The organism is Acidithiobacillus sp. 'AMD consortium' (assembly GCF_008926505.1).
GTDB lineage: Bacteria > Pseudomonadota > Gammaproteobacteria > Acidithiobacillales > Acidithiobacillaceae > Acidithiobacillus > Acidithiobacillus ferridurans.
The window spans coordinates 2,902,230-2,916,058 of record NZ_CP044411.1 but is presented as its reverse complement, the minus strand read 5'-3'; the positions used below and the strand labels follow the sequence as shown (position 1 = coordinate 2,916,058).

Sequence of the window (13,829 nt, the reverse complement as noted above, 5' to 3'; positions counted from 1 at the left end):
TCTTCAGCATATCTTGACCTGCAACAGTTCCTCCCCTGTCGGGTCCACCAGATGGACGGCGCAGGCGATGCAGGGATCGAAGCTGTGAATGGTGCGGAGGATCTCCAGGGGTTGGGCGGGGTCGGGGAGTTTGGTGCCTTTGAGTGCCGCCTCGTAGGGGCCGTCCTGTCCGGCGGCATCCCGCGGGCCGGCATTCCAGGTGCTGGGCACCACCGCCTGGTAGTTGTCGATGAGGCCGTCCTTGATGACCACCCAGTGGGCCAGGGCGCCCCGCGGCGCCTCGGTGAAGCCCACGCCGCGCGCCTCGGCGGGCCAGGAGGAAGGTTCCCAGAGGGCCGGGTTGAAGGTTTCGAGTTTGCCGGCGCGGATGTTGGCCATGAGTTGGTCGTACCAGCCCTGCATGGCGTCGCCGATGATCTTGCTCTCCAGGGTGCGGGCGGCGGTCCGTCCCATGGTGGAAAAGAGGGCCTGAACGGGCAGGTCCAGCTTGCGCAGGCTGCTGTCCACCAGGGTGCGGGCCTCCTGGTTGCCGCTGGCATAGAGGACCAGCATGCGGGCCAGGGGGCCCACCTCCATCGCTTTGCCCTTCCAGCGCGGCGACTTGATCCACGAATAGCTGGCCGCGCTGTCCAGATGCGCGTAGGGCGGTTGGGGTCCGGTATAGTCCAGGTGGGTTTGTCCCGCAAACGGATGGAGGCCCTGGTCCTTGCCCACGGTGTAGGAATACCAGGAATGGGCCACAAACTCCTGGATCTGGTCCGGGGCGCGCAGTTCCAGAGGATGGACGGTGGAGAGATCCCGGTTGAGGAGGATGCCGCGGGGGATCATGAGGCCGTCCAGGTCGTTGATGCCCATGGAGGGGAACTCGCCGTAGGTCAGGAAGTTGCCCACCCCTTCGCCTTTGCGGAACCAGTCCTTGTAAAAGCCGGCGATGGCGAGGGTGTCGGGCAGGTAGACCTGATCCACGAAACGGCGGATCTCGCGGATGACGTTTTGCACGATCTCCAGGCCCGTCATGTTGACGGCGGTGGCTCCGACCCCCGCCGCCACACCGTTGTGCAATGCCGCCGGCGACACGCTGATGGCCGTGGGGGCGCCACCCACCACGAAGTTGGGATGGGGATTCTTGCCGCCGAAGACGGCATGGAGCTTGGCCACCTCCCGCTGCCAGGCCAGGGCGTCCAGGTAATGGGCCAACGCCATGAGGTTGGCCTCCGGCGGCAGCTTGTAGGCGGGGTTGCCCCAGTAGCCGTTGGCGAAGATGCCGAGCTGTCCGGAGGCCGCGAAACGGGTGAACTTGTCCTTCACCTCGGCGAAGTAGCCCGGCGAGGAGCGCGGGTAATCACTCAGGGACTGGGCCAGCGCGGCCGTTTTGGCGGGATCCGCCTGGAGGGCGGAGAGCACATCCACCCAGTCCAGGGCGTGCAGTTGATAGAAATGCATCACATGATCGTGGACGAACTGGGCGGCGATCATGAGATTACGGATTAACTGGGCGTTTTGCGGGATGGGGTAGTGGAGGGCGTCCTCCACCGCCCGCACCGAGGCGATGCCATGCACCAGGGTGCAGACCCCGCAGATGCGCTGGGCGAAGGCCCAGGCGTCGCGCGGATCGCGGCCCTGGAGGATGATTTCCAGGCCGCGCACCATGGTCCCGGAACTGGAGGCGCCGGTGATGACGCCATCCTGGACCTCGGCCTCGATGCGCAGATGGCCCTCGATGCGGGTAACGGGGTCGACGACGACGGTTTGCTTGGCCATGAATCACTCCTGCTCCGTGACGAGGTGATCGGCCACCAGTTCCAGCAGACTCTGCGCCGTCTTGTCCCAATGGAAATGGGCCTGGCCGTCGTCGAAGGTCTGGCGGCAGTTGGAACAGGTCGATACCAGCATCTCCGCCCCCGTGTCCTCCACCTGCTGCATCTTGATCTGGTAGGTCTTGTAACGCAGGGGGTCGGCCCGGTGGATGGTCACCACCCCACCGCCGCCCCCGCAGCACCAGTTGTAGGCGCCGTGCGCGTCCATCTCCCGCAACTCCATCCCCAAGGCGCGCAGCACCTCCCGCGGCGCCTCGGTGACGCCGCCGCGGCGCACGATCTGGCAGGGATCGTGGAAGGTCGCCGAATTCTGCACCGGTTGCAGTTGCAGCTTGCCCTGGCGGATGCCTTCCGCCAGATACTCGGCGATCTGCAGCACCCGGAAGGGCAGAGGCTTGCCGTAGAGGTTGGCGCCCTGCCAGCGCAGGGCCTGATAGGCATGGCCGCATTCCGGCAGGATGAGGGTCCTGGCGCCCACCGCGATGGCGGCCTCGATGAGCTTGAGGCTCGCCTCCCGCTGACCCTGCCGGTCGCCGGCGAACATGCTGAAATTGGTGGCCTCGTAACCATCGCTGCGAAAAGTCCAGGATGCGCCCATCCGCTTCATGATCCTGGCCAGGGCGACGATGGACTGGGGATACTTCATGACCTCGATGGAGGAGATGGTCATGAGGACGTCCGCCCGTTCCCGATCCAGGGGAATCTCGACGCCGTGCTCGTCCTCCAGCCAGGCGATGCGGTCCTTGAGGACCGCCGGGGTGGCACCCAGGGGGCTACCTTCCCGTTTCGCGCGCTCCACGGTCGCCCAGAGTTCATGGGGCACCAGCCCGGCGGCGGCCATGCCATGCCGGGCCAGGCCTACGAGGCTGGCGATATCGATGCCCATGGGGCAGACCATGGTGCAGCGCCCGCATTGGGTGCAACTGTCGTAAATCAGATCCTGCCAGTCTTCCAGTTCCTGCACGGTGACGCGGCGCTTGAGGTTGAAGAGGCGGAAAAAGGGCGCAAAAGGCCCTGTCTCGCGCTTGTAGGCCTGTTTGAAGGGCTCCAGCTTCCAGATGGGAGTGTACCGGGGGTCGCCGGTCTGCACATAGTACTGGCAAACCTCGGCGCACTGGCCGCAATGTACGCAGGACTCCATGTAGAGGGCGGCGGTGGCGCCGAAATCCTTGACGAAGCCGCGCATGGCCCGGTCGAGCCGCTCGGCGTCGGCCATCTCCCCTTGTTTGTCGTAACGCTGCTCGGGTTTCTGGACGCTCAGACGAGGCTGGTTCAACTCCAGAGGGAACTGCGTATCCGTGTCGGTCATATCCGTGCCCCCCGGCGGCTGTAGATCGTCCCGGTGACGCCGCGGGAGAAGACAAAGAGCACGGTATGGGCGAGCTTGCTGAAGGGCAGCCACGCCAGCAGGAGTTCCGCGCTCAGCATGTGCAGGGCCAGCAGGTCCTCGTAACGACCACCCAGATGGTAATAGGCCATGAGCCCCGTGAGCAGCGGCGTAAAGACCAGCAGCCAACTGAAGTAGTCGTCGAAATTGGAGATCTGGCGCAGCACCGGGTGGGTGGCGCGATGGGCGAGGAGGGCGAGGAGGCTGATCAGGGCGACACCGGCGGCGAAGGTAATCACCCCCGTCGGCAAACCCGGCCAGGACAGGCCCGTGATGTCACGGATGAGGAGGATGTGGGGCACCAGCCCCAGGATCACCACCGCCAAGCCGATGTGGAAGACATAGCTCACCGCCTCCCAGTGCAGGATGCGGGGCCGGAACTCCCGGCGCGGCCACATGCGGGTGAAAATCGTCTTGACGCCCCCCAGCCAGGCGTGGCGCATCCGCGGTTCCGAAAGATCGCGGTTCCGGCGCAGGGCGAGTACCCCGACGAGCCGCCAGAAGATGCCGAAAACCAGGATGATCAGCGCCGCCTCCAGGGCGGGGCCTCGGGCGAAATCCAGCAGGTCTGTCTCAGTGCTCATGGGAATCCTCCCTTGGGGGCGGGCTGCTCCCCTCTTTGGCGCTTTTCGCGGCGACCGCGTGCTGACGGGAGCGGGCGAGCGCCGCCGCTCCCGCCCCGACCACTACCCCCCCTAGCGCCGCACCACCCAAAACCTCTCCGCGCGGCCAGTGGCCGGTGGCTGCGGGCAGAGGCCGGTAAAATCCGCCCTTGTCCCAGAAGTCCGGCTCGGAGCAGCCCAGGCAGCCGTGGCCGGACTGGATGGGGAAGCTGGTCCCCTGGTTCCATTTCAGGGTGGCGCAGGCGTTGTAGGTCACCGGCCCTTTGCAGCCCAGTTCGTAGAGACACCAGCCGTTGCGTGCCCCTTGGTCGTCGAAGGTGTGCGCGAAACGGCCCTCGTCATAGAAAGGCCGACGGTAGCAGCGGTCGTGGATGGTATTGCCGTAGAACGTCAGCGGCCGCCCCTGGCGGTCCAGGGCGGGCATCCCGAAGCTCAGGTAATAGACGACGACCCCGGTCATGACCTCGGGAATGGGCGGACAGCCCGAGACGTTGATGATGGGGCGGTTGCGGATGACCTCGGAAACCGGTACCGCGCCGGTGGGATTGGGCGCCGCGTAGGGCACGCCGCCGAAGGCGGCGCAGGTCCCCACGGCGATGATGGCCGCCGCCCCCTGGGCGGCATGGCGCAGGTCGTCGACGGCGCTCTGCCCCGCGGCCACGCAGTAGGCGCCGCCCGCTCCCATGGGTACGGCCCCGTCCACGATGAGGATGTACTTGCCCCAGGCCTTGCGCATGGCCTCCTTCCGGGCCGCCTCGGCCGCCTCCCCGGCGGCTGCCTGAAGGGTATCGTTGAAGGCCAGGGAGATGTTGTTGAACATGAGGTGTTCGATGGTGGGCGAGAAGGAGCGCGTCATGGATTCCAGGCAGCCGGTGCATTCCTGATAGGAAAGGTAGATCACCGTGGGGCGGGGGGTGATCGCCAGTTTTTCCGCCATGGCCGCGGCGGCGGCAGGGGGCAGCGCCAGCAGGGAGGCGGTGGCGGCGCAGAACTTCAGGAAGGCGCGGCGGCTCAGGCCGTTTTGCCGGAATGCGTCGAGGATGGTCTCGTCCATCAACGTCCTCCCGATTCGGGAACCGCGATGCGTTGCCGCAAGCGCTGCAGCCCAATGGCGATGTCTGTGGTATCGGCCGGAACGATCTCCGGCACGTGGCATACCTCCAGCGACTCCGTCAGCAGGATCCCGTCCTCGCTGGAATGGCGCACCCACCACACTCCCGGCACCCCGGTCTCCTCGATGCGGGAGCTTCCCAAGGCCAGCAGTTCCATGCGGACCTCTCCTGTCCCCAGGGTCTCCCGGAGCAGATCCCGGTCGGCCGGGGAGAGGGGCAGGGAGCCGAGGTCGATGCAGTGCCGCCGCCCCGAGAGAAGCAAGGCGTCCAGGGCCGTCGCGACCTCCTGCAGCAAGGCCGGCGCGTTGGCGGCGGGGCTGGGGGCAGGACGGATGGGAATGGTATCAAGAATCTTCACGTCCCCATTCCTCTAAGAGCGCTCGGGCGCGACGCCCCGCTTCGGGCAGGGACCGGGCCAGCGGCGGACTCAGGGCGTCGCCCCAGGCGATCGTCCGGGGCTGAACGCCGAGCAAGGCCCGTCGGGCCGGAAGACAACCAAGCAGACGCGCCATGTCCAGCAATTCGGCCAGGCCGGCTTCATGCACGCTGCCGGCCTGGGGACGGGTCAGGAGCCGGTCCATCTCTGCTCCCTGGAAGAGGGTTACCTGCCCGGCTTCCTGTCCCGATTCCACGGCATCCGCCACCAGCAAAGCATCCACCCCCTCCAGTTCAACCAGCAGCGACGCGCCGATCGTGCCCCCATCCAGAACGGTGACGCCGGTCATGGGCGCCTGCCCGGCGAGGTAGCGGACGATGTGCACACCCACGCCATCGTCCCCTTGCAGGACATTTCCCAGCCCCAGAACCAGTATGCTTCCCATCGTTTCCCCGTAGTGGACGGAGCAAAATCGTTCAAACGTGCTTGTCCGTATCCAGCGCGAAATGGCCCGAAAACTCCGCGTAGTCAAGGATGTGACCGAGCGGATGGAATTCACGGGCGCGGGGGTCCGCGGCGGGGGGTGGTCCGAGTTGGTCGCTGTCCTGACCTCCCTTGCGCAGCCTTCCCTTCACCGATTCCCAGTTGGCGCCTTCGGCGAGCCCGAGGGTGGGCAGGTCGGTCGCTATCAGGATAAAGTCGTAGTGTCGGAGCTGGTGGTCGGCACCTGCCTCCGGCGGGCGGTAGGCCATGGTTCCGAAGTCATTGCGCCCCAGCCTGGCGCCATCGGGCAACGGGCCATCTTCGTGGATGCCTTCAGCGGCAGGCGGCAGGTCGTAGATCAGCCATTGGACCTTGCGCCCCGGTTCCGCCTCACGATGTTCCATGAGCAGGATCAGGCTCTTGGTGTCGGCTGGCAGATGCTGCCAGAAAATGGGCGGGGTGCGCCCGTCGCCGGTTTGGGTGAAACGTCTGGCGATCCAGTCGTCGGGATCGATGCCGGTGCTGAATACCTTCATCTCTGCCATGGTGGCCTCCTCAGAAATATCCCATTACCACCTAAGAGTAGCAGATAGTCGGCGGTGACGACGGAGCCGTTGCCTGGTGACCCTTATAAGGGAGACTTTTGGGAGGTCGGGTTTTCTTCCAGCGACAACTGATCGGCCAGGGTCTCGCGGCGGCGAATGAGACGGTGCTGGTGGCCGCTGATGAGCACTTCAGGAGGCCGGGGGCGGCTATTGTAGTTGCTGCTCATGGCGAAACCGTAAGCCCCGGCGCTCATGACGGCGAGCAGGTCACCGGCTTTGGCCGCTAGCGGACGATCCTTGGCGAGGAAGTCGCCACTTTCACAGACCGGGCCGACGACATCCATGGCTGGTCCTGTTTCGGCACTTTGGTGCAGGGGCAGGATGTCGTGCCAGGCACCATACAGCGCGGGGCGCAACAGGTCATTCATGGCCGCATCCACCACGCAGAATGGCTTGCTGTCGTTGTCCTTGAGGTATTCCACCTTGGTCAGCAGCACGCCCGCGTTGCCCGCCAGCGCGCGGCCCAGTTCCACTACTCGCCGTACCGCTACGCCGTGCAGAGCCTGATCCAGCGTCCAGGCGTAATCGGCGGGGCTGGGCGGGATTTCGTCGTGGTAGCGAATGCCCACACCGCCGCCCAGATCCAGATGCTGGAGGGCGATCCCATGGGCCGCCAGTTCGTCATACAGCGTACGCACCCGCACTGCGGCCTCGCCCAGGGGCGTCAGGTCCAGCAACTGGGAGCCGATGTGGCAGGCAATCCCTTTCAGCTCCAGCGCCGGGTGCTGCGCGGCCTGCAGGTAGAGGTGGCGGGCCTGATCCATGGGGATGCCGAACTTGCTCTCTTTCAGCCCCGTGGCGATGTAGCGATGGGTGCCGGGGTCCACGTCGGGGTTGACCCGCAGGGCGACGGGCGCACGTTTGCCCATGTCGGCAGCAATGTCCGCAATGCGCCAGAGTTCGGCGGCGGACTCGACATTGAGGCAAAAGATACCGGCACCGAGGGCGGCGCGGATTTCGACGCTGGACTTGCCGACACCGGAAAAAACGATGGTGCCGGCATCGCCGCCCGCCCGCAGCACCCGCTCCAGCTCACCACCAGAGACGATATCGAAGCCCGCGCCCATCTCCGCAAAAATCCGCAGGATACCGAGATTGCTGTTGGCCTTGACCGCATAACAGACCCGGGTGTTGCTACCGAGGGCGGCGCTGAAGGAGTGATAGCGTTCGCGCAACGCCGCTTCGGAATAGACGTAGCAGGGCGTGCCATAATGCTCCGCTATTTCCTGCAAGGGGAGGTCTTCGCCATACAGGGCGTGGTTGCGGTAGTGGAAGGTATTCATGGTGCAGCAGGACTCTGGACAGGCGCCGTGGGCCCCGCGGATGTGGGGCTCTGGCCGGGGGCCGTCGGTGCGGCGGGGGTAACGCTGGGGGCGGGCGGCAGGGTCAGGGCCGTTTTACGGCCGCAACCGCCCAGGGCGAGGCCTAGCAGCAGGAGGAGAAAGATGGCGCGAATGCGGTTCACAGGGCCTCCCGCTGCAGGCGCTCTCGGGCGCGCTGGATGGCGGCCTGCACCTGCCGGGGTGCCGTACCACCCAAGTGGTCCCGCGCCGCCAGGGAGCCTTCCAGCACCAGCACCGCATAGACCTCCCGGTCGATGAGCGGCGACAGGGCCTGCAAATCCGCCAGCGGCAGAGCCTCCAGGCCGATGTTGCGTTCCTGGGCCAGGCGCACGGCACGGCCCACCACGGCGTGGGCATCACGGAAAGGCAGCCCCTTGCGCACCAGATAATCGGCCAGGTCGGTGGCGGTGGCAAAGCCGCGTTCCGCCTGCGCGCGCATGACGTCGGGACGGGTCTGCAGACCCGGCAGCATCCGCCCCATGATCTCCACGCTGGCGCGCATCTGGTCAAGGGCGTCGAAAAGGGTTTCCTTGTCTTCCTGATTGTCGCGGTTATAGGCGAGGGGCTGCCCCTTCATGAGGACGAGGATGGCGACAAGATCGCCAATCACCCGCCCACTTTTGCCGCGAATGATTTCCGCGACATCCGGGTTTTTCTTTTGCGGCATGATGCTGGAGCCGGTACAGAAGCCGTCGGGCAGGTCGATGAAGCCGAAGGGGGCCGACATCCACAGGATCAGTTCTTCCGATAGCCGCGAGAGGTGGACGGCGAGGATGGCCAGGTCCGATAACGCTTCCATCACAAAGTCGCGGTCGGAGACCGCATCGAGGCTGTTTTCGGCGACGGCCTCAAAGCCGAGCTGACGCGCCACGTCCCAGCGGTCGATGGGAAAGGTCGTCCCCGCCAGCGCCGCCGCGCCCAGGGGCAGCACATTCACCCGCCGTCGTGCATCGAGCAGACGCTGGGTATCGCGGTGGAACATCTCCACGTAGGCCATACAGTGGTGACCAAAGCTGATCGGTTGGGCCACCTGCATGTGGGTCAGACCCGGGAGGATGGTCTCCACCTCCCGCTCGGCGAGGTCGATGAAGACGTGTTGCAGGTGCTGCAGCTCCCGGACGAGGTCATCCAGGCAGCCGCGAGTATAAAGGCGCAGGTCGGTGGCCACCTGATCGTTGCGGGACCGGCCGGTGTGGAGCTTCTTGCCGACATCGCCGATGATTTCGGTGAGGCGCGATTCGACGTGCATGTGGATGTCTTCCAGGGCATCGACAAAGGGCAGCCGGTCTTCGACGATCTCCTGCCGCACCTGCGCCAGCCCGGTGACGATGGCCTCCACCTCCGCTTCCGTCAGCACGCCCACCCGGCCCAGCATGCGGGCATGGGCCATGGAACCACGGATGTCCTCCGCATACAGACGACGGTCCACCTGGATGGATGCCGTAAAGGCCTCGACCAGATGGTCGGTACCTGCCGCGAAGCGCCCACCCCACATTTTTTTGCTCATGCCCACACCTCCTGTCCTGCCCGCGACTATAGCGAAAAGGGGGTATCGTTCGCCAGTATTCCCGGTCGGGGCGGCGGCCCTTTGGCATTCCTCCCCGGCTCTTGCTAAAGTCTTCATGGAGCCGACACGTGGGAGTGCAATGCATGGACGAAGCGGAAAAGACGCATGGCTGGCGCTGGCTGGTCGTGCTGTTGTTGGTGCTGGTCGTCGCGGTGGTGCTGTTCTTCTGGTGGCAAAATCAGCAGACCGTGGCGCCGGTGCAGACGACGGCGGCTACGCAGACCGTAGGACCCGCCATATCGACGCAATCCGTGGCCAATTTTCCGGTGGGTGGGGCGGTTTCGCAGGAGGGCACACTGGAAGGCCCACTCAACGGCAGGTGTGGCAATATCGCATGGCACGATCTCAGCCCCTCCGAGGTGGCGCACCTCCGAAAACTTTGCCCGCCGGCGGCGCCCAAACACCCCTGATGCGCCGCCCTCAGGGCGCCGACGGCAGGACTATGCGCGCCTCCAGGCCACCGCCGGGCGCGTTGACCAGAACGAAGCGTCCATGGTGATAGGCCAGGATCCGCTCGACGATGGCCAGTCCAAGTCCTACCCCACCGCCCTTACCGGCTTGCGCAAAAGGGGCGCGCACCGCTTCCAGCTCCGCCTCCGCAATGCCCGGCCCGTGATCGCGGACGCGGATCAGCACGCCGTCTGCGGTGGGTTCGGCGCTGACGTCTATGGGGGCGCTACCATGAGACTGTGCATTGTCGACGAGGTTCTGCAGGGCACGGGCCAGGCCCACTTCCTGTATGGGTATTTTCGGCAGTGCGACTGCAGGGGGGTGCCACACCACGCCAGCCGGTTGGCGTAGAATGAACGCCTTGAGCCAGAGACCCAGGTCGGTCGCCACCAGCGGTTCCTGTTCGCCGCTACGCGCGTAATCGAGAAACTGGTGGATGACCTTGTCCATCTCCTGAATGTTCGCGATGATTTCGCTGCGGGCCTCCTCCTCGGCCGGCAGGAATTCGGCGCTCAGGCGCATCCGGGTGAGCGGTGTGCGTAGATCATGAGAGACCCCCACCAGCACCATTTCCCGCTCTTTCCAGAGACGATGCAAATCGCGCAGGGTCTGGTTGAAACGTTCGGCCAGGCGCCGCAGATCGGCCGGACCCGCCTCGGGCAGATCCGCCGGGGTATCACCGCCGCGCAAACGTGCCACCCCCTGCATGAGCCGGGTAAGGGGCCGGGTGACCTGGCGTACCGCCAGATACGCCCCCAGCCAGGAGAGCAGCAAAATCGCCGCCAGCTTGAACCAGGGCAACGGCAGCCCCGGTGGATGGGGCATGGGCATGGCCAGCGCCAGGGTTGCATCGGGCCGGGTTTGCAACCAGAGCATCCGGCGTTGGCCGTCCACGCGTAGTTGCGCCTGCGGCCAGCCCATGTGGTGCAGCAGTTGCAGGGCGTTGGCCAGTACCGGCAGACGGGGATTGTGGCCGCGCACCGCACCGGCAGGAACGATGCGGAGACCCTGGTGCAGCAGCACGGACTCCGTCTCCTGACGCTGGGCGGGGGTGAGAGCTTCGCTCAGGGTCAGAATTTGCGCCCAGTTCTGCGCCAGACGCTCGGCCTGCGGGTTGGCCTGATAGATATTGAAAAACCAGTACACCGCAAGCTGACTCAGCAGCAGTAGCCCGGCGATGATGAGAAACATCCGGGTAAACAGCGTATCCGGCCAGGGGCGCGATTTGTTCATCCGGGTAAAGTGCCTTCTTCCCTGGGTGTGGCATCTCCGCCATCGGGTACCAACACATACCCCCGCCCCCAGACGGTCTGAATATAGTGTGGTTCGCCGGGATCGTCTTCAACAAGGCGTCGCAAGCGCGAGATAAACACATCGATACCCCGTGAACCCGGTGTGGCGTCGTCGTTGCCATGGGTCATGGCCAGCAGGCGGTCCCGCGAGAGCGGCTGCCAGGGATGACTGGCCAGCGCGTGCAGAATGGAAAACTCGCTGTCGGTAAGGGAGATTTTCTCGTCATTCCGCCAGAGACTGCGACTGTCGAGGGCGAGGCGGAAAGGGCCGAAAATGATGGCGCCGGGGGTTGGGTCGCTGCTGCGCTGATCCTGACTGCGGCGCAGCACGGCGCGGATGCGTGCAACCAGTTCCTGGGGCTCAAAGGGCTTGGAGAGATAGTCATCGGCGCCCACATCGAGGCCCTGTACCCGGTCGGCCAAGTCCCCCCGGGCAGTCAGCATGATGATGGGCAAATGTGGTTCCTGCACCCGCAGACGCTGACAGATGCTGAAGCCGTCTTCGCCGGGCATAAGGACATCCAGCAGGAGCAGGTCATGGTATTCCCGCTCCAACTGGCGATCCATCTGCACGCCGGAGGCGGCGGCGTGGACGACAAAACCCTGCCCTTCCAGGTAGCGCACCAGCATCGTGCGCAGTCGGGGGTCGTCATCGACCAGCAGGATTTTGCCGCCTTCCGTCATTTACTTGCTCCAGGGTCCCCGCCTGCCCCCTATTTCCTTATACAGCGCGGTAGCTTTCTGCCACTGCACAGGCGTCAATATTTTATGGAGATAATTCACCTGCTGAATGCCATGTTCGAGCATCGTGGCATGATCCTTGAGGACCGCTTCCCGCAAGGGGACGATGGCGCTACCCGATTCACCGTTCAGAAGCGCATCACGCAGCGCGGCGTTGTGAACCTGCATATTCTGACGCCAGGTGGGCATTTCCTTTAGCTGTTGGGCACGCCAGTTTTTCAGATCCGTTTCCTGCGCGGGGGTCAGCTTGAGGTCCACCGCATGCCGCCAGACGATGGGCATCAGCATGGGCACGGGCGCATTCCGCATCCAACCACCCTTGCGCATGGGGCCATGCCGCCACCCCCCCGGACAAGGATGGCCTTGCATCATGCCCGGTCCCATGGGGCCACCATTCATGACCGGCGGAGTCTCTGTAACTGCTGCAAAGGCAGGCACTGCCGCCAGCGCCGTCATTCCGACCATCAATCCGGATACTATCTGCTTGAATTTTAACATTACTCTGCTCCTCATCGTTCAGGGGGAAAGAACGCCCTTTCCGTGGAAAACAAGTTAGCGCGCCACCCCGACGGATGCCAGCGGCAAAGTGTCAAGAATTATGAATGGGGGTGATTGCTTGTCGCTATGGACGCGCATGGTGGTCCACTCCTGAGGAATAGCAACCCTATATGGGATTGCGCGGTACTTCCAATGCAAAACGAACTGAGCCACTTGTTCAGTGACAAAAAAGTTTCATCCTGAAAACTCCGTAACTCATTGATTTTTTGTTCTCTGGATTTAACATAAAAATTAATGTTTCATCCTGGATCATTATGTCAAAAATTACAAACGACTTTCCCAGACAAAAAGTATGATCCTGGCGTCTCACAGGTTCTCTGCCCCCGGTATGCTCTTTATCTCCAGTGGCAGGTATGCAGCGGGAGCGGTCGTCCAGCGGACTGATCATCATGTTCTGGAAACTCGTCACCATGGCTGTAAACCGTAGCAGTTTTTTGAGAATAATTTTAGATAATTACAACTGTTTGATATACCGTGCAACAATCGCCGTCATCTGAAGGCTCGCGAAAACGGCCATTTGTGCGGATCACTGACAGGACATTTGGCTATGGGAGAGGCGTACAGGGTTGTATGGTGATATAATTTTTTATATATTTGGCCGGTGGCACACCCAAAAACCTATCATATTCCAGGCATCTCCTCTGGAAGATCTCCGCACCTTTCCCCTATCGGCCAAGCGCAAAGCAGGACACCAGTTGGATTGGGTGCAGAAAGGTCAAGAGCCGGACGACTGGAAGCCGATGCATAGCGTGGGTCAAGGCATTCGGAAAATTCGGATACGGGATGCAACAGGTGGCCTACCGAATCATGTATGTGGCGAAATTCGCTGATGCCGTTTATGTGCTGCACTATTTTCAAAAGAAGACCCAGAAAACCCGCAAGGCAGATATGGATCTTGCCGGACAGCGGTACCGGGATTTATTGAAGGAAATGAAATCGTGAGCAAAGAACGATTTGCGAGTGTATGTGATGCGATTGAGGATGTTCGTGAACAAGCAGGGAATATGAAGCTACGTTCTCAGCTGATGATGTTACTCAAGAGCCATATTGCCCGTACCGGGATGAGCCAGGCCCGGGCGGCGCAGCTTTTTGGAGTAACACAGCCGCGCGTTTCCGATTTGGTGCGCGGCAAGATTGACCTGTTTAGTCTGGACATGTTGGTGAATATGGCGACAGCAGCAGAGCTACACATAGAGCTGCCGGTGCTGGATGCAGCCTGATGCTAACGGAGTCTATAGGCATCATAAAGGCCATTTTTACAGTAAGATATTAATGATGCATTCTGTCTGGTAAATCCGCAGGGAGATCATCCAATGTTATCCGGCATACCCTCTTGTTAGGCCCCACACAGTTGAGCACCTACTCACTCCGCCCAGCGAACCCCAGTGACCTTGAACTCACCTACGAGATCACACGAGACGCGATGCGGGAATACGTGATTCAGACCTGGGGCGCTTGGAACGAAGACGAGCAGC

At 63.3% G+C, this 13,829-nt stretch carries 17 protein-coding genes; 4 read left to right on the top strand and 13 right to left on the bottom strand.

Annotation, left to right across the window (positions count from 1 at the left end):
* Positions 1–3: 3 nt before the first annotated feature.
* The 10 genes from F6A13_RS15180 to argH all read right to left on the bottom strand — a co-directional run bounded on the left by F6A13_RS15180 (position 4) and on the right by argH (position 9,253).
* Positions 4–1,761, bottom strand: coding sequence for a nickel-dependent hydrogenase large subunit (locus F6A13_RS15180; RefSeq protein WP_126604741.1), 1,758 nt, complete (start codon positions 1,759–1,761; stop codon positions 4–6).
* 3 nt (positions 1,762–1,764) lie between these two features.
* Positions 1,765–3,126, bottom strand: coding sequence for a (Fe-S)-binding protein (locus F6A13_RS15175; RefSeq protein ID WP_126604742.1), 1,362 nt, complete (start codon positions 3,124–3,126; stop codon positions 1,765–1,767).
* Positions 3,123–3,788, bottom strand: a complete 666-nt coding sequence (locus F6A13_RS15170; RefSeq protein WP_126604743.1) for a nitrate reductase — start codon at positions 3,786–3,788, stop codon at positions 3,123–3,125. Before F6A13_RS15170 ends, F6A13_RS15175 begins: the two co-directional genes overlap by 4 nt.
* Positions 3,778–4,881 (bottom strand): hydrogenase small subunit, encoded by a 1,104-nt coding sequence (locus tag F6A13_RS15165; RefSeq protein WP_151528445.1) that lies wholly within the window; start codon positions 4,879–4,881, stop codon positions 3,778–3,780. The genes F6A13_RS15170 and F6A13_RS15165 overlap by 11 nt, the downstream gene beginning before the upstream one ends.
* On the bottom strand, positions 4,881–5,297 hold the full coding sequence (locus F6A13_RS15160) for a hydrogenase expression/formation protein (protein WP_126604744.1): 417 nt from the start codon (positions 5,295–5,297) through the stop codon (positions 4,881–4,883). The genes F6A13_RS15165 and F6A13_RS15160 overlap by 1 nt, the downstream gene beginning before the upstream one ends.
* Complete coding sequence (locus F6A13_RS15155) at positions 5,284–5,760, bottom strand: HyaD/HybD family hydrogenase maturation endopeptidase (RefSeq protein WP_126604745.1); 477 nt, start codon at positions 5,758–5,760, stop codon at positions 5,284–5,286. The genes F6A13_RS15160 and F6A13_RS15155 overlap by 14 nt, the downstream gene beginning before the upstream one ends.
* A gap of 31 nt (positions 5,761–5,791) precedes the next feature.
* Entirely contained in the window at positions 5,792–6,343 is a 552-nt protein-coding gene (locus tag F6A13_RS15150; RefSeq protein WP_126604746.1) for a YbhB/YbcL family Raf kinase inhibitor-like protein, read from the bottom strand.
* Positions 6,344–6,426: 83 nt separating this feature from the next.
* On the bottom strand, positions 6,427–7,686 hold the full coding sequence (gene lysA / locus F6A13_RS15145; RefSeq protein WP_126604747.1) for a diaminopimelate decarboxylase: 1,260 nt from the start codon (positions 7,684–7,686) through the stop codon (positions 6,427–6,429).
* A complete protein-coding gene (gene lptM, locus F6A13_RS15140) occupies positions 7,683–7,868 on the bottom strand; it encodes an LPS translocon maturation chaperone LptM (protein WP_126604748.1) in 186 nt (61 codons plus the stop codon). The genes lysA and lptM overlap by 4 nt, the downstream gene beginning before the upstream one ends.
* Positions 7,865–9,253 (bottom strand): argininosuccinate lyase, encoded by a 1,389-nt coding sequence (gene argH / locus F6A13_RS15135; protein WP_126604749.1) that lies wholly within the window; start codon positions 9,251–9,253, stop codon positions 7,865–7,867. The genes lptM and argH overlap by 4 nt, the downstream gene beginning before the upstream one ends.
* Positions 9,254–9,396: 143 nt before the next feature.
* On the opposite strand from argH, the gene F6A13_RS15130 reads away from it, so the two are divergent.
* A complete protein-coding gene (locus tag F6A13_RS15130) occupies positions 9,397–9,723 on the top strand; it encodes a hypothetical protein (RefSeq protein WP_126604750.1) in 327 nt (108 codons plus the stop codon).
* Between the two features lie 10 nt (positions 9,724–9,733).
* Here the strand turns inward: F6A13_RS15130 and F6A13_RS15125 are convergent, their stop codons facing one another.
* Genes F6A13_RS15125 through F6A13_RS15115 form a run of 3 tightly spaced genes read right to left on the bottom strand, consistent with a single transcriptional unit; the run spans position 9,734 to position 12,294 of the window.
* On the bottom strand, positions 9,734–10,996 hold the full coding sequence (locus tag F6A13_RS15125; RefSeq protein ID WP_126604751.1) for an ATP-binding protein: 1,263 nt from the start codon (positions 10,994–10,996) through the stop codon (positions 9,734–9,736).
* A complete protein-coding gene (locus F6A13_RS15120) occupies positions 10,993–11,739 on the bottom strand; it encodes a response regulator (protein WP_151528399.1) in 747 nt (248 codons plus the stop codon). Before F6A13_RS15120 ends, F6A13_RS15125 begins: the two co-directional genes overlap by 4 nt.
* Complete coding sequence (locus F6A13_RS15115; protein ID WP_151528398.1) at positions 11,740–12,294, bottom strand: Spy/CpxP family protein refolding chaperone; 555 nt, start codon at positions 12,292–12,294, stop codon at positions 11,740–11,742. It abuts the gene before it with no gap.
* A 764-nt stretch (positions 12,295–13,058) separates the two neighbouring features.
* Here F6A13_RS15115 and F6A13_RS16065 point away from each other — a divergent pair.
* From F6A13_RS16065 to F6A13_RS15105, 3 genes are read left to right on the top strand one after another with little or no spacing between them, the layout of a single operon-like run.
* A complete protein-coding gene (locus tag F6A13_RS16065) occupies positions 13,059–13,184 on the top strand; it encodes a hypothetical protein (RefSeq protein WP_404813258.1) in 126 nt (41 codons plus the stop codon).
* Complete coding sequence (locus F6A13_RS15895; protein WP_197722429.1) at positions 13,138–13,296, top strand: type II toxin-antitoxin system RelE/ParE family toxin; 159 nt, start codon at positions 13,138–13,140, stop codon at positions 13,294–13,296. Before F6A13_RS16065 ends, F6A13_RS15895 begins: the two co-directional genes overlap by 47 nt.
* Positions 13,293–13,574, top strand: a complete 282-nt coding sequence (locus F6A13_RS15105) for a helix-turn-helix domain-containing protein (protein ID WP_113527307.1) — start codon at positions 13,293–13,295, stop codon at positions 13,572–13,574. The genes F6A13_RS15895 and F6A13_RS15105 overlap by 4 nt, the downstream gene beginning before the upstream one ends.
* Positions 13,575–13,829 lie beyond the last annotated feature (255 nt).

Bases quoted from the DNA above. Each gene is read 5' to 3' on its own strand.
- F6A13_RS15180 (WP_126604741.1), bottom strand. From the start codon at position 1,761: ATGGCCAAGCAAACCGTCGTCGTCGACCCCGTTACCCGCATCGAGGGC.
- F6A13_RS15175 (WP_126604742.1), bottom strand. From the start codon at position 3,126: ATGACCGACACGGATACGCAGTTCCCTCTGGAGTTGAACCAGCCTCGT.
- F6A13_RS15170 (WP_126604743.1), bottom strand. From the start codon at position 3,788: ATGAGCACTGAGACAGACCTGCTGGATTTCGCCCGAGGCCCCGCCCTG.
- F6A13_RS15165 (WP_151528445.1), bottom strand. From the start codon at position 4,881: ATGGACGAGACCATCCTCGACGCATTCCGGCAAAACGGCCTGAGCCGC.
- F6A13_RS15155 (WP_126604745.1), bottom strand. From the start codon at position 5,760: ATGGGAAGCATACTGGTTCTGGGGCTGGGAAATGTCCTGCAAGGGGAC.
- F6A13_RS15150 (WP_126604746.1), bottom strand. From the start codon at position 6,343: ATGGCAGAGATGAAGGTATTCAGCACCGGCATCGATCCCGACGACTGG.
- lysA (WP_126604747.1), bottom strand. From the start codon at position 7,686: ATGAATACCTTCCACTACCGCAACCACGCCCTGTATGGCGAAGACCTC.
- argH (WP_126604749.1), bottom strand. From the start codon at position 9,253: ATGAGCAAAAAAATGTGGGGTGGGCGCTTCGCGGCAGGTACCGACCAT.
- F6A13_RS15130 (WP_126604750.1), top strand. From the start codon at position 9,397: ATGGACGAAGCGGAAAAGACGCATGGCTGGCGCTGGCTGGTCGTGCTG.
- F6A13_RS15125 (WP_126604751.1), bottom strand. From the start codon at position 10,996: ATGAACAAATCGCGCCCCTGGCCGGATACGCTGTTTACCCGGATGTTT.
- F6A13_RS15120 (WP_151528399.1), bottom strand. From the start codon at position 11,739: ATGACGGAAGGCGGCAAAATCCTGCTGGTCGATGACGACCCCCGACTG.
- F6A13_RS15115 (WP_151528398.1), bottom strand. From the start codon at position 12,294: ATGTTAAAATTCAAGCAGATAGTATCCGGATTGATGGTCGGAATGACG.
- F6A13_RS15895 (WP_197722429.1), top strand. From the start codon at position 13,138: ATGCAACAGGTGGCCTACCGAATCATGTATGTGGCGAAATTCGCTGAT.